The following is a 12,549-nucleotide window of genomic DNA, read 5'->3' as shown; positions in this document are numbered from 1 at the left end:
TCGTTTGCGTGGGTAAACCGTTTATCAGGCCTCGGCGCGCGCGCGGCGCACTTCCCAGGCCATGCGCAAAGAGGCGCCGATATCGAAGAACGGGCTGGGCGGCAGGTAGCCGGGGCTGGCCTGCGCCAGCACGTCGGCCAGCACGGGCGAACTGTCGCCCGCGGCCATCTCCACCAGCAGGCGCCCCCATAGCGTGCCGCGCGCCACACCCGAGCCGTTGCAGCCGGCCACGGCGTGCAGGCCCTGGTCGACGCGGGCGAAGTACGGCTCGCCGGAGCGGGTACCGCTCAGGTGGCCGGTCCAGGTGTAGGCGATATCGGCTTCGACGATGCCGGGGAAGCGCTTCTGCAAACCGGCCAGATGACGGCGGCGGCGCTGGGCCAGCGCATTGTTGTCGAGGTCGCGATGGCGGTATTCGACGGTGTTGCGGATCAGCAGCCGGCGCCCCGGTAGCAAACGCACGGTGCCGCCGCCCGGCAACGGCGCGAGCACGCCCCACTGGCGCTCGCCGAACAGCGACTGCCAGCGCGGCTCGTCCAGCGGGCGGGTAATGCTGGCGCTCAGCTCCAGCGGGAAGGCGCCGCTGTCGTGCAGACCGGCGCGGGCAATGAAGGCGCCAAGGCAGACCAGCACCTGCGGTGCATGGACTTCGCCCTGCTCGGTACGCGCCACCCAGCCCTGGCCGCTACGGCGCAGGTCGGTCACGCCGCTCTGCTCGAAAACCTCCACCGACGCCGGCAGGTTCTCCGCCAGGCCCTTCACATAGCGCCCGGGTTGCAGCAGCGCGTTACCACCGGAGCAATGAATGGCCCGCGCGTAGAAGGCACTGCCGAGCCGCTGCTCCAGCGCTGCGCCTTCGTAGTAGCGTGCGTTGGCGCCGACCGAGGCCAGCGTGGCGAGGATGCCGTCGACATCACCCAGATGCTCGGGCCGGTGTGCAGCGAAGTGATAGCCGTCTTCGAAAAGCTCGCAGTCGATGCTCAGCCCGGCGATGCGCTGGCGGACTTCCTGCGCCGCCGCTATGCCAATGCGCGAGGCGATCTGGTACGCGGGGTGACCGGGTTGCCCGAGGCGTTCGCTGGCGGCAGGCAGCTCATGGGCCACGACGAACCCGGAGTTGCGCGCCGAGGCTCCCTGGGCAATGCGCTGGCGTTCCAGCACCACCACGCGTTGCTGCGGGAAACGCGCCGCCAGCGCATGGGCAGCGGAGAGCCCGGTGATGCCGCCACCGATGATCAGCCAGTCCGCCCGCTGGGTGCCGCTCAACGTCGGCCGCGCGGGCAGCTCGCCCGCCAGGGCGATCCAGCCACAGTGATTGTTCATTGCCCGGCACTCCTTCACAATCCATGCGCCGGGCGTATCCAAGCGATTTCCCCGATGGCGCGTCATGTCCAGAATCTACGGGCAGTTGCGCTGAGCGCACCAACGCTCATTTTTCATCCTGGTATTCCCATTTCGCATAGATTGCGCACGGAAGGGTCATGAACAAACTGCTTCGCGTTCCCTCCCTGCAGGCCCTGCAGGCCCTGGTACAGGTCGCCGACTCCGGTAGCTTCACGGCCGCCGCGAAACAGCTGCACCTGACCCAGAGCGCCATCAGCCGACAGGTGCAACAGCTGGAGGAGTATTACCGCGTGCCGCTGTTCGACCGCACCAGCCGCAAGGTGGCGCTGACCGACGCCGGCCGCGAAGTGCACGCGGTGGCCGAGGGCATGCTCCAGCAACTGCTGCGCCTGGAGGAACGCCTCGCGCCGCCCTCGGCAGAACGGCCCTTCCGCATCCGCATCTTCGTTTCGCTGGCGGTGCGTTGGCTGCTGCCGCGCCTGAGCTCCTTCTACTCGCGGCATCCGGAGCTTTGCCTGTCCATCGAGACGGTTGGCGGCGAAGTGGTGGACGACGGCGGCGACTGCGACGCCTACGTGCTCTACCTGCCCAGCGGCAGCGATCCGCAGGGCCGCACGCTGATGCCGCTGTACGACGAATACCTGATCCCGGTGTGCGCCCCGCGCCTGGATGACGGCCAGGCGCCTCCGCGCTCGCTGGAAGAGCTGGCGCGCCACCCGCTGATCCACGCCTCCAGCGGCGGCCTGGAATGGCCGCAGTGGCTGCGTTCCCAAGCCGCCCCGCCACCCGCGCCGTTCAAGCACATGCTGTTCAACCTCGACGACCTGGCGCTGGACGCCGCTGCCCGTGGCCTGGGAGTGGCCATGACCGACCGCCTGCTGGCCCACGACGCCCTGCTGCGCGGCGACCTCATCGTGCCCTTTGGCGAAGCCCTGAAAACCGGCGGCCGCTATGCCCTCTGGCTGCGCGACAGCGGCGCCGCCCACCCGGCCTGCCAGCCGGTGCTCGACTGGTTCGAGGAGCAGCGCAATCAGCTGGAAGGCTGACTGCGCTCAGCGCAGCGGGGCCGGAATCTCGCTGCACAAACCCTCTACCGCGCGCCAGGCCGCGTCCCGCGCACGAGTCAGTACCGCGTTCTTCCATTCGTCCGTGTCGATGTAGAAGGCATCGCGCAGCTGCTGCTTGATCCGCCGCACCTTGGTCGCCGGCGCATCGGGCGTGCGGTGCAGCCACAGGTCCGCGCGCAGTGCTTCGAGTACCTGCGGGCCAGGCACAGTACCGAACTCCAGGCTCATGGAGACCAGCAGCGCCTGCGGGCATTCATCGAACGCCGCGTGGACCAGCTTGCCGCTGAGCTTCACCGAGACGCTGTTGCCTTCCTCCGTCGAGCGCACGTCTTCGCCCCACCAGGCGCGGGCGCGGACCAGCGCTTCGGGGCGCGGGTCGCCCGAGTAGATGTACTCGCCATAGCCCTTCGGGCCGAGGCCGGTGTGCACATCGATCCAGGCCATTTCACGGCACTGCCGGCCATGCTGGCGCAACATTTCGCGCACGGTGCGGTTGCTCCAGGTCGGCTGCGTGCCGCAGAAGAACAACCCATCGGGATGGCTGGCCTGGCCTGACGAGATAGCCTTCTGCAGCTCCCATCGGCCGTGCCGCAACGCATAGCCGAGCAGCCGCAGGCGCCCCAGTGGGCTGGGCCAGCGACGGGGTGCGAGCACCGGGTCGAGCTGCGCGTAGCCTGGGTTCTGCGGCGCTGCCTGGGTGAAGTCACGGAAGTTGCGGTTGAGGTCAACGTTCTCCTGGGTCCAGCGGCGCCACCAGGAAAATCCGTAGGGGTTGGCGGCATGCAGGTAGAGCACCGCGCAGTCGTTGCGGCGCGCGTGCTCGCGCCAGGCCGTGTCCGCTAGCAGCGCACTCTGCACGCCGGAGCCGCAGAAGCCTTCGACGCCGTGGCAACCGCTGCTGATGATCAGCAGGCGCTTCGCCTCCAGCGGTCCTTCACGGGCGACGTCCACCGCCAATGTCTCGCCATCACGGCCGGTGAGCGGGTGGATGTGGGACTCCACCAGCAGACCGGCGGCCGCACAGGCGTCGAGGAACTTGCTGCGCGCCTGGGCGTAGCTCTGGGAGAAATACGACGATGCATTCATGGGGACTCCGGCCGTTTTCTGGGGCAGATGGCGGCCGGCAGGATGCATCAGGGCGAAAGCACGGAGTAATGATCTCTACACATGAGTATTAAGGCTGGTTATGCCTGCTCGGCACGGAAAGCGGCGACCATTTCCTCGGCCAACAACAGAGCTTCGCGGGTCATCAGCTCCCGCGGCCGGGTGACCAGCGAGATGCTCGCCACCGGCGTGGCCTCGGCGAGCTGCAAAGGCTCCAGTACATGGGCCACCATCGGCAGGCCGAGCATGCGCTGCGACCAGAAGCTCACTGCATCGGTGTTGGCCGCCAGCTCCAGGTAGAGCAGCGACGAGGAGCATTCGGTGATGCGCTTGGGTGGCGCAACCCCACGTTCGCGGAAGAACTGCCCGGCCAGCGCCACTTCCAGCGGGTCGGAGAGCAGCCATTCGAGGCCCAGCAGCTCATGCAGCGATTGCGCGCCTGCGAGGGGATGGCCCTTGCGCACGGCCAGCGCCGAGGGTTGCGGCGCCAGCTCGCACCAGACCTGCCCATCGCCCGCATCCGCCTCGGGCTGGGTGGTCAGCACCAGGTCCAGCCGGCCCTCCTTCAACCCTTCGAACAGCTGCACCGAACGCAGCTCGAATATCTGCAGCTGCACGTTGGGGTACAGCTCGCGGTAGCGCCTGAAGCAGTTGGCGAAGGCTCGATTGGGCGTCACCGGCGACACGCCGATGGCCACGCGGCCGGCCATCTCACCCTTGAGAGTGTCGATCTCGTCGCGCGCGCGGCGCACTTCCTCGGTGACCAGGCGGGCCATGCTGACCAGCCGTTCGCCATAGGCGGTGACCGTCACCCCACGATTGGAGCGCACCAGCAGCGGCACGCCCAACTCGCCCTCCAACTCCTTCACCGCCTTGGACAGCGATGGCTGGGTGACATCGAGCAGCCGCGAGGCTTCCTGGATACTGCCGCTCTCGGCGATGGTACGCAGGGCGCGCAATTGATGCAGTTTCATGGCGAGATCCGACCGGTTCCTCGAAGTCGCGCCACCTTAACCAGTATCGGGCCCGCATGAAAGAAGCCGGGCGATGCCCGGCTCCGCGAAGGCTGATGATCACTCCGCCATGTTCAGGTCCGGCAGCGGCTGCTGGAACATCCGCGTGGCGCTGGCCAGACAAACCAGGCCCAGGCACATCCAGGCGAATCCGATCATGAAGGACATCCCCGACAGGCTCGACCAGAGCCAGATGGTGCTGAGGAAGCCCACTGCCGGCAGTGCGCCGTAGCGCAGGTAGTTGCCCTTGCCGGTGAGGCGCTGGTCGACCAGGTAGTGCTTGATCACCGCCAGGTTCACCGCGGAGAAGGCGAACAGCGCGCCGAAGCTGATCATGTTGGCGACGGTGTCCAGGGAGACGAACAGCGCGATCAACGACAGCAGGCTGATGAGCATGATCGCGGTGGCCGGCACGCGCTTCTTCGTCACCAGCTTGCCGAATACGCGGGGCAGTGCGCCGTCTCGGCCCATGGCGAACAGCACGCGGGAAACGCTGGCCTGGGACACCATCGCCGAGGCGAAGCAACCGGCCACGTAGGTGGCAGTGAAGAAGGTCACCAACCACTCGCCACCAATGCGGCGCAGCACGTCCAGCGACGCCGAGTCGGCATCGGTGAGCGCCTGCCACTCGGGGAATACCAACTGGCCGAAGTAGGCCATGACGATGAACAGCACGCCGCCGATCAGGGTCACCAGCATGATCGCCGCCGGAATCTGCCGGCGCGGTTCGGGGGTCTCCTCGGCCATGGTCGAGACGGCGTCGAAGCCTAGGAACGACAGGCACAGCACCGCTGCGCCGGACATCACCAACGGCAGGCTGAAGTGCTCGTCATAGAAGGGCTGGACCAGGGACACGGGTTCAGCCTGAGCACCCAGGTGGCTCAGCGACAGCGCGATGAATACCACCACGAAGACCATCTGCGCGACGATCAGCACCCAGTTGACGCGGGTGATGGACTCGATGCCAACGAGATTGAGCAGGGTCACCAGCACGATGGAGCCGAGGATCCATACCGATAGCGGCACCGAAGGGAAATAGTCGGTCATGTAGATGCCGATCAGCAGGTAACTCAAGAGCGGCAGGAAAATGTAATCCAGCAGCAGCGTCCAGCCCGCCAGGAAGCCGAATGCCGCGCCGAACGTCTTGCGCGTATAGCTGTACACCGAGCCCGAATACGGATGCGCCTGCACCATCCGCCCGTAGCTGTAGGCGGTCAGCAGCATCGCGGCGAGCGTGAAGAGATAGGCCGTCGGCAGGTGGCCCTTGCTCATGCGGGTGACCAGGCCATAGGTGGTGAACACCGCCAGCGGCACCATGTAGGCCAGGCCGAACAGCACCAGCGCCGGAATGCCCAGCGATTTGCGGAAGGACCGCGTGGACGACTCGTGAGGTTGATGGGCAGGCAAGGAGGTATCAGAGACGTTTGTTGTTTTTTTCATGGCGGACTCTAGGACGGCAGGCGGCGGGCGCCCCATGGACTGGAACGACGTGAAGCACTCCCACGGGCCGCCTCGAAGGACGTTGTTGGTCGAATCGGGCCGCATGGTGCTTCAGCTCGCCGCCGAGGAAAATTAGTAAAAATATCTTCGCGGCCAAGAAAAAAAATGGCCGTCGACGACTGAGCCCCACTCCGGCGGCGCCCTCTTTGGCTGACGACGGGCAGACGCTGCGCCAGTCCGATTTCAGCGGAGAACGCCCCCGGCTGATGTACCATGCCGCGCCGAAACCTCCGGCGAACCTCCTGTCTGGCTGCCTATGTCCTCCAACGCGCTGTACACCGACCTGTCCTCCTACTACGACCTGATGTGCGCCGACATCGACTATCAGGCGCAGAGCCACTGCGTGCGCCGCCTGCACCAGCTGTTCGGCAACCAGGGGCGCCGGCACCTGGACCTCGCCTGCGGGACCGGTCCGCACGTACGTCACTTCCTCGACTTCGGCTACGCGAGCGCCGGCCTGGACATCAACCAGCCGATGCTGGACATCGCCCAGCAGCGCTGCCCAGAGGCAAGCTTCAGCTGCCACGACATGGCGAGTTTCAGCGTCGACGAGTCACTGGACCTGATCACCTGCTTCCTCTACTCGATCCACTACAACCCCGGCGTGGCAGAGCTTCAGGCGTGCCTGGCGAGCGTGCACGAGGCGCTCGCGGACGGCGGCGTGTTCTGCTTCAACAGCGTGGACAAGGCGCTGATCGACAACAGCTCCTTCGTGCGCCACTCGGTCGAACACGAGGGTAGCCAGTTCACCTTCGGCTCGGGCTGGTATTACGGCGGCGCGGGCGAGCGCCAGGCGCTGCGCCTGAGCATCGAGAAGACCAGCGCCGGCGAGACCCAGGCCTGGCAGGACGAGCACGCCATGGTCGCGCTGACCTTCGCCGAGCTGCAGCGCCTGCTGGAGCCGCTCTTCGAGGTGCAGGTCTTTGAGCACGACTACGAGCGAATCACCCCCTGGGCAGGAACCTCGGGCAACGCATTGTTCATCTGCGTGAAGCGCTGAAGCGCCCGCCCTGCTGCGCCGCCCTTCCCCTCAGCGAATCTTGCCCACCGGCGTGAAATTGCCGGTGAGATGCCCACCCACGGTGTTCTTCGGCTTGTACTGGGCGTCGTGCTTGAGGCGCTCCTCCACGCTCGGATCGATCGCCTCCTGGCCGAACGAGGTGTTGCCGATATCCCGGTAATGCGGCTGGGTGAACTGGCTGTAGGCGCCGCCGAGGAACTCCTTGTAGGAGTTGGTGATGGGAAGGGTCGTGGTAGGGAGGCTCAGGGTCTTGCGGGTGTCCACCGCCAGCCCGCACTCGATGGCCTTGTTGATCATCCACACCAGCGCGATATCCGACAGGCTGTTGTCCGCGTAGCCGCCGCCGACATTGGCGTGCGCGCCGGAGAACCACACCTGCTCGACCCGCTGGTTGGGCTTGCTCTTCGGGTCCCAGAGCGTGCACTGGTAATTCTTGCGCCACTCGTCGATGGCCAGTGCATGGAAGGCGTTGTGCACGATCGAGCTGAGTTCGGTGTCGTGGAATTCGTAATAGGCCTTGTTGAACCAGTCGAACGACTCCAGCGGCACGCCCAGCGCACCCACGGTGTCCCAGATACCGAGCATGTGGATGGTGATCTCCCGCGAGAAGCTCCCCCGGAACAGCTTGGCGCGCTCGGAGTCGGCGCCCTCGTCGCGAGTGCGGTAGAGGCCGTAGGCCTCGTTCGTCAGGTCGATGTGCTCAGGCTTGAGCAGCCCGGCATTGCGGATCAGCCCCACCAGGCTTCGGGCCGTGTAGGCGCCCCGGCTGAAGCCGAACACGTAGACCTGATCGCCCGCCTCGTAGGTACTGACCAGTTGCCGGTAGCCGTCGAGGATATTCTCAGAAAGCCCCACGCCGAATGCCCCGCCGGCCAGGCGGTCGTACCACGCAGTGCCGACGCCCTTGTCGTACCACTTGGCCTGCTGGGTGCCGTTGTTGTCCGAGGGAAGGATGGAAGCATGCAGCTTCCAGACATTGGTGCTCTTGCTGCCCTTGACCTCGGACTTCGCGTCCGGCGTATTCCAGGTCCCGTCAAAGGAAATGATGATTTTCTTGGGCATGCCCTTTCTCCAGGGTCAGTGGTTCTGACTACTCGAAAACTCCCGTTCCGTCCCTGCTTGCGCAGGCGAGGATCGAGACCGGAATCACGAGTGGAGGGGCTTTCGCAAGAATGCACAGCCAGAGAGATTCATTCTGAACAAAGGCCCGGATGCCCATCGCCGGTATCGCCCTGCCCAAGCAACTCTAGTTGCCCTTGTGCAGGCGTGCATCGCGGCGGAAAGTCGGGAAGACCTGTAGCCCGGCCATCGGAGAATATCCGTTACCGGCCGATTGCTGTCCCTGACAAGAGGTAGCTATCGACCCATTGCGGGCATCAGGGTATTCAGAAAGTTGAGTAGACTTGGTTCCTACGTCATCCATTTCGAATGCAAATGAACAGCGAGTTTTCCCGAAGCAAGGCATACGTCCGTGCTCAGGCACACGGTGCCGGGACTTTGTCTGTTGATGGCTATCAGCAGACTGTGGAGTTTTGCGGCCGCCTCCCCAATGGCTGGCTGTTCCGCTACCGGATCGTTTGTAGCTTGGACATCCCTGCACATGAGCAGGAGTTGTTTGCCGGCGCTGCAGGTTGCCTGGTCGCTGATGATGGGCAGGTCCATGATCTGTCGGGCCCGATGTTCATGGACGTGCTTCTCTCGCTGGCATAGCTCACGCGTCTGCTGCCAGGCTACTAGAAGATGCCGCGTTGACTCATGCCATCCTGAATGCAGGGCAGCACTAGGCACTAACCGTTATTGGTGCACGGCACCTCGCGATCAATTGTTTTGAATCGCTCCACTGCTCGTTATCGGATTTCCAAATGAGTGAACAGACATCCAAACGCTGGGTTGAGGCAGGAATAACTCTGGCGGGCGACTCAAAAACAAAAGTCAAATGTCCGGTGTGTGTAGCAGGAACGACCATCGAAAAGGCCGCCGTGCGCCTGGGCATGAGCAAGCGTACGCTGCAGCGCCGCCTCAAGGACGAAGGGGAAAGCTTTCGCGCTCTGGTCAATACCACCCGCGAAAGCCTGGCGCGCCACTATCCGGGGAAAACCGGCATGTCGGGTGGGGAGATCGCCTTCCTGCTCGGCTTCGAAGATCCCAATTCCTTCTACCGCGCATTCCAGGACTGGACTGGGCAGACTCCCGACAGCGCCCGACATGCCATGCACACCCGTTGAGGAACCACGAACATGCCCACACCTGAGGTTCAACGCAAAGCGCTGCTGGCCGGCGCAACGGGACTGGTGGGGGGCCAGATGCTCCAGATGCTGCTGGCGGACACGACCGTCTCCCAGGTGCATGCCCTGACTCGCAGGCCGTTGGGTATCAGCCACCCCAAGCTGCAGGTTCACATCGTCGACTTCACCCACCTGCCCGAGCTGCCACAGGTCGACGAGGTCTATCTGGCGCTCGGCACCACGATCAAGGTCGCCGGGAGCCAGGCAGCCTTCCGTGCAGTCGACCTGGACGCCAATCTCGCCGTGGCCGGGGCCGCTTTTGCCGCAGGAGCCCGGCGGGTAGGACTGGTCAGCGCTGTGGGAGCCAAGGCTGAATCCTCCGTGTTCTACAACCGGGTCAAGGGAGAACTGGAAGACGCCCTCAAGGCCATGGAGCTGAAGGCGCTGGTAATCGCGCAACCCTCGCTGTTGCTGGACCACAGGGACGGGCTGCAACAACCTCCTCGCCTGGGAGAGAAGCTGGCGATCCCGATTGCGAAACTGCTGGCGCCACTGATGCCCGGCGTCTATCGACCGGTGCATGCTCGGGCCGTCGCGCAGTCACTGGTCAGGACGCTACCGCAGGCTGAAGGCGTGGTCGTGCTGGCGTCCAATGTGCTCGTCAGGCTGGGGGAAGACTAGTGCGCGGAACGCCGGACAGCCCTGGCAAGCGACTGGCTGCAACGGCCCGGATGCATATCCAGCTGCACATCACTAGTGCAGACACGCGTCGCACAGCAGCGGAAGACTCCTGAGCTCATCGACCCGCTGCTCGTCCAGTCTCGCGGAGCAGGCCCACGTAAACAGCTCCCTCGCGGTGGAAGGGTCGGCAAAGGCTCGGGATCTCAAGGCCCGGAGGGCACATTCGCTGTCCTTGAACGCCAGCCATTTCTGCTGGGCGTCGTCGAACTGCTCAGTGTCTTTCTTCAACTTGTCGCGGACCCGTTTTACCTCTGACTCGAGCGCGCTGCCTGCCTGTTGCCGGAAGTAGTCCACGCAGCGGGCCACTTCCCCGTTGTCATTCAGGTTGAAGCAGTCATCGACGTGGTCGGCCGCGTGCTTGATCCCGCCGTCATCACTGAAATAGCCCGCCTGAACACCCAGCGAAACGCTCAACAGAGCCGACAAGCCGACGAACTTCATGCGCCCTCCTTCCTGGCCAAACCCGCAAGCGGATTCCAACTTATAGACGGGCCGGAAGATTCCAACCAATACTGGGGGACGAAACCTGGCAGCCGGGCATGACAGGCCCCTCTGGGCGCCCGCAGCACTCCACCGGATACGTCGGGCACACCAGAGGTCCGGCCCCTTGCCACGCCGTCACTGACGCGACCCCATGGTCACCACTGTCATCCTCAGCATGCTCTGTGTGCACCTGCGTTGCTTCAGCGTCATGTTCCTGCTGATCAGCACCCGGCTGAACGGCAAGAAAATGGGCATGGAAGTCTTCGCCCTGGGCAATTTCCTGCTGGGGCTCGCCTACATCCTGCAGCTGCTCGGCGGCCCGGCGCACTGGAAGGCGATGAGCGTCGTCAACCACACCATGACCCTCTGCGCCCCCGTCGCCTACGTCCTTGGCGCGCTGCGCTTCTTCGATCGACCGACCGCCGTGTGGCGGCCATTGCTCACGCTGGCGGTGCTCTACACGGCGGTCCTGCAACTGGCCGAACGCGCCCGCGCGGCGACCGAACAGAGCGAAGTACCGGGCGCGACGCCGGACCAGCCGATCCGCTGCACCGCCACCATCGGCGTCTCGGAAGCCTTCACCAGCACGCAGGCGCTCGACGCCTATATGCAGCAGGTCGATGGCGCGCTCTACCGTGGCAAGACGTCCGGGCGCAATCGCGTCGAGGGTGCTTTCGCTTAGCGGCGATCCGCCAGCCGGCAGCACGCAGGTTTGGCCAACCGGGGCGCCGCCGCTTGCGCCCGGACTCCATGCTGACGGTCAGAACCGCTCGTCGCGGATCGCGGGCAAGCTCAGCTCGCGCACGAACGAGGAAGCGGACAGGCGCAACAGCGCGTCGACCAGCGTGACCACGTCGTGCACCGGAATCAGTTGCCCCTCCCCACGGCTGGCGGCCTCGGCCAGCGACATGGCGAGCGGATCGTCGGTGTTGAGGTTGCCCAGTTGCAGCACGGTCACCGCCAGGCGCTGCTCACGAAAGCTTTCGCGCAGCGCATCGGCCATGCCGTTGAGGGCGAACTTGGAGGCGCCGAAGGCCACCTCAGGGCGGCCACTCTGACGCAGCGCGGAGGTCGAGCCGGTGAGGATCAGCTGTGGCCGCGCGGAGCCGAGCAGCCGCGGCACCAGGCGCTTGAGCAGCAGCAGGGTGGCGGTGATGTTGACGTCGACCAGCGTGCCGATGGATTCGTCGCTGTCGCCGAGGAACGAGTACTGATCGCTGAAGGCGTAGTCCTCCCAGATGCCGACGTTGCAGATCAGCACATCGAGTTCGGCCGGCGTTTGCACGTCGATCTGCGCGACCGCTTGCGCCGGCAGCGCGAGGTCCGCTTCGATCCACTGCAGATCGATGCCCGGCGCCAACGCCAAGGTATCCGGCCGCCGACGCGACACGCCGATCAGCGAATCCCCCGGCTGGCCAAGCCCTTCGAGCAGGGCGCGCCCCAGGCCCCGGCCCGCACCCACGATCAGCATTTTCACCGGTTTTCTTCCTGCATGCATGGTGCGTCAACTCCAGCGAAGGTTGAGGACGAGGAAGTTCAGCAGCACCCAGACGACCAGCACCAGGTGCGTCAGCTGCAGCCCTTCCTGGCGGATCCAGTAGCCGAACCAGAGCCCGCCCAGCAGCATGGCGAAGAGGAAGGCCAGTGCCGCGCTGAGGCCGAGGTTCAACCAGGGCCTAGCGGCGTCTAGACCGTCGCCCAGCAACAGCTCGTAGCAGCCGGTCCAGGCAGCCAGCACCGCGACAATCTGCAGCAGAACGACAACGATCAGTGCCAGACGATGCAGGGTCGGCGAGGACCGTGCGCGCCCGAGCAAGGGGAAGTCGATGATGGGCGGCTGGCGCAGCGGCGCCATCGTCATGGTCGCGCCAACCGCCGCGACCGAGCTGGAAAAGGCGTGCAGGTTGTTGATCAGCGCGATGCTCAGCCAGAGGCTGAAACCCAGGAAACAGGTGGCCTGGAAAATCATCAGTGAAGTGTGGGTGTCCATACCAGGTCCTTGTGCGGTCATGTTCCGAAAGTGCCTGCCCGCCGCCCAAGAACAACGGGGC

General features: G+C 65.1%; 14 protein-coding genes. 6 read left to right on the top strand and 8 right to left on the bottom strand.

What is annotated here, in order from left to right; translation table 11 throughout:
- Positions 1 to 24: 24 nt before the first annotated feature.
- Positions 25 to 1,323 carry an NAD(P)/FAD-dependent oxidoreductase gene (locus ACIPK7_RS18070; RefSeq protein WP_401089314.1) on the bottom strand — a complete coding sequence of 433 codons (1,299 nt, stop codon included), beginning with the start codon at positions 1,321 to 1,323 and terminating at the stop codon, positions 25 to 27.
- A 158-nt stretch (positions 1,324 to 1,481) separates the two neighbouring features.
- On the opposite strand from ACIPK7_RS18070, the gene ACIPK7_RS18065 reads away from it, so the two are divergent.
- Entirely contained in the window at positions 1,482 to 2,390 is a 909-nt protein-coding gene (locus tag ACIPK7_RS18065) for a LysR substrate-binding domain-containing protein (RefSeq protein ID WP_192433032.1), read from the top strand.
- 6 nt (positions 2,391 to 2,396) lie between these two features.
- Here ACIPK7_RS18065 and ACIPK7_RS18060 read toward each other — a convergent pair whose 3' ends face one another.
- The 3 genes from ACIPK7_RS18060 to ACIPK7_RS18050 all read right to left on the bottom strand — a co-directional run bounded on the left by ACIPK7_RS18060 (position 2,397) and on the right by ACIPK7_RS18050 (position 5,968).
- On the bottom strand, positions 2,397 to 3,497 hold the full coding sequence (locus tag ACIPK7_RS18060; protein WP_401089311.1) for a M14 family metallopeptidase: 1,101 nt from the start codon (positions 3,495 to 3,497) through the stop codon (positions 2,397 to 2,399).
- Positions 3,498 to 3,595: 98 nt separating this feature from the next.
- The gene (locus ACIPK7_RS18055) at positions 3,596 to 4,489 is read right to left on the bottom strand and encodes a LysR family transcriptional regulator (protein WP_401089308.1); all 894 of its coding nucleotides are present in this window, start codon (positions 4,487 to 4,489) and stop codon (positions 3,596 to 3,598) included.
- Positions 4,490 to 4,588: 99 nt separating this feature from the next.
- Positions 4,589 to 5,968: an APC family permease gene (locus ACIPK7_RS18050; RefSeq protein WP_401089306.1), complete on the bottom strand. Its 1,380-nt coding sequence runs from the start codon at positions 5,966 to 5,968 to the stop codon at positions 4,589 to 4,591.
- Positions 5,969 to 6,284: 316 nt separating this feature from the next.
- On the opposite strand from ACIPK7_RS18050, the gene ACIPK7_RS18045 reads away from it, so the two are divergent.
- The gene (locus ACIPK7_RS18045) at positions 6,285 to 7,028 is read left to right on the top strand and encodes a class I SAM-dependent DNA methyltransferase (RefSeq protein WP_401089303.1); all 744 of its coding nucleotides are present in this window, start codon (positions 6,285 to 6,287) and stop codon (positions 7,026 to 7,028) included.
- Between the two features lie 30 nt (positions 7,029 to 7,058).
- Here the strand turns inward: ACIPK7_RS18045 and ACIPK7_RS18040 are convergent, their stop codons facing one another.
- Positions 7,059 to 8,111, bottom strand: a complete 1,053-nt coding sequence (locus ACIPK7_RS18040) for a DUF2235 domain-containing protein (protein WP_401089301.1) — start codon at positions 8,109 to 8,111, stop codon at positions 7,059 to 7,061.
- A 372-nt stretch (positions 8,112 to 8,483) separates the two neighbouring features.
- Here ACIPK7_RS18040 and ACIPK7_RS18035 point away from each other — a divergent pair, with 372 nt between their 5' ends.
- From ACIPK7_RS18035 to ACIPK7_RS18025, 3 genes are all read left to right on the top strand, one after another.
- Positions 8,484 to 8,759 carry a hypothetical protein gene (locus ACIPK7_RS18035; protein ID WP_401089299.1) on the top strand — a complete coding sequence of 92 codons (276 nt, stop codon included), beginning with the start codon at positions 8,484 to 8,486 and terminating at the stop codon, positions 8,757 to 8,759.
- Positions 8,760 to 8,911: 152 nt separating this feature from the next.
- Entirely contained in the window at positions 8,912 to 9,274 is a 363-nt protein-coding gene (locus ACIPK7_RS18030; RefSeq protein WP_192433025.1) for an AraC family transcriptional regulator, read from the top strand.
- A 12-nt stretch (positions 9,275 to 9,286) separates the two neighbouring features.
- Entirely contained in the window at positions 9,287 to 9,955 is a 669-nt protein-coding gene (locus ACIPK7_RS18025; RefSeq protein ID WP_192433024.1) for an NAD(P)H-binding protein, read from the top strand.
- Positions 9,956 to 10,027: 72 nt separating this feature from the next.
- Here ACIPK7_RS18025 and ACIPK7_RS18020 read toward each other — a convergent pair whose 3' ends face one another.
- Complete coding sequence (locus ACIPK7_RS18020) at positions 10,028 to 10,456, bottom strand: lysozyme inhibitor LprI family protein (RefSeq protein ID WP_192433023.1); 429 nt, start codon at positions 10,454 to 10,456, stop codon at positions 10,028 to 10,030.
- Positions 10,457 to 10,649: 193 nt separating this feature from the next.
- Here ACIPK7_RS18020 and ACIPK7_RS18015 point away from each other — a divergent pair, with 193 nt between their 5' ends.
- The gene (locus ACIPK7_RS18015) at positions 10,650 to 11,180 is read left to right on the top strand and encodes a GGDEF domain-containing protein (protein WP_401089296.1); all 531 of its coding nucleotides are present in this window, start codon (positions 10,650 to 10,652) and stop codon (positions 11,178 to 11,180) included.
- Between the two features lie 78 nt (positions 11,181 to 11,258).
- Here the strand turns inward: ACIPK7_RS18015 and ACIPK7_RS18010 are convergent, their stop codons facing one another.
- Together ACIPK7_RS18010 and ACIPK7_RS18005 are read right to left on the bottom strand one after the other, a co-directional pair.
- Positions 11,259 to 11,975: an SDR family oxidoreductase gene (locus ACIPK7_RS18010; protein WP_192433021.1), complete on the bottom strand. Its 717-nt coding sequence runs from the start codon at positions 11,973 to 11,975 to the stop codon at positions 11,259 to 11,261.
- A gap of 27 nt (positions 11,976 to 12,002) precedes the next feature.
- Positions 12,003 to 12,488 carry a DUF2165 family protein gene (locus ACIPK7_RS18005; RefSeq protein WP_401089295.1) on the bottom strand — a complete coding sequence of 162 codons (486 nt, stop codon included), beginning with the start codon at positions 12,486 to 12,488 and terminating at the stop codon, positions 12,003 to 12,005.
- Positions 12,489 to 12,549: the final 61 nt, after the last annotated feature.

This window comes from Pseudomonas sp. NPDC086581 (assembly GCF_044746165.1).
In the GTDB taxonomy this organism is placed as follows: domain Bacteria; phylum Pseudomonadota; class Gammaproteobacteria; order Pseudomonadales; family Pseudomonadaceae; genus Pseudomonas.
The sequence above is the reverse complement of the archived record's forward strand: the minus strand, read 5'-3'. Positions and strand labels throughout refer to the sequence as shown.

Bases quoted from the DNA above. Each gene is read 5' to 3' on its own strand.
- ACIPK7_RS18070 (WP_401089314.1), bottom strand. From the start codon at position 1,323: ATGAACAATCACTGTGGCTGGATCGCCCTGGCGGGCGAGCTGCCCGCG.
- ACIPK7_RS18065 (WP_192433032.1), top strand. From the start codon at position 1,482: ATGAACAAACTGCTTCGCGTTCCCTCCCTGCAGGCCCTGCAGGCCCTG.
- ACIPK7_RS18060 (WP_401089311.1), bottom strand. From the start codon at position 3,497: ATGAATGCATCGTCGTATTTCTCCCAGAGCTACGCCCAGGCGCGCAGC.
- ACIPK7_RS18055 (WP_401089308.1), bottom strand. From the start codon at position 4,489: ATGAAACTGCATCAATTGCGCGCCCTGCGTACCATCGCCGAGAGCGGC.
- ACIPK7_RS18050 (WP_401089306.1), bottom strand. From the start codon at position 5,968: ATGAAAAAAACAACAAACGTCTCTGATACCTCCTTGCCTGCCCATCAA.
- ACIPK7_RS18045 (WP_401089303.1), top strand. From the start codon at position 6,285: ATGTCCTCCAACGCGCTGTACACCGACCTGTCCTCCTACTACGACCTG.
- ACIPK7_RS18040 (WP_401089301.1), bottom strand. From the start codon at position 8,111: ATGCCCAAGAAAATCATCATTTCCTTTGACGGGACCTGGAATACGCCG.
- ACIPK7_RS18035 (WP_401089299.1), top strand. From the start codon at position 8,484: ATGAACAGCGAGTTTTCCCGAAGCAAGGCATACGTCCGTGCTCAGGCA.
- ACIPK7_RS18030 (WP_192433025.1), top strand. From the start codon at position 8,912: ATGAGTGAACAGACATCCAAACGCTGGGTTGAGGCAGGAATAACTCTG.
- ACIPK7_RS18025 (WP_192433024.1), top strand. From the start codon at position 9,287: ATGCCCACACCTGAGGTTCAACGCAAAGCGCTGCTGGCCGGCGCAACG.
- ACIPK7_RS18020 (WP_192433023.1), bottom strand. From the start codon at position 10,456: ATGAAGTTCGTCGGCTTGTCGGCTCTGTTGAGCGTTTCGCTGGGTGTT.
- ACIPK7_RS18015 (WP_401089296.1), top strand. From the start codon at position 10,650: ATGGTCACCACTGTCATCCTCAGCATGCTCTGTGTGCACCTGCGTTGC.
- ACIPK7_RS18005 (WP_401089295.1), bottom strand. From the start codon at position 12,488: ATGGACACCCACACTTCACTGATGATTTTCCAGGCCACCTGTTTCCTG.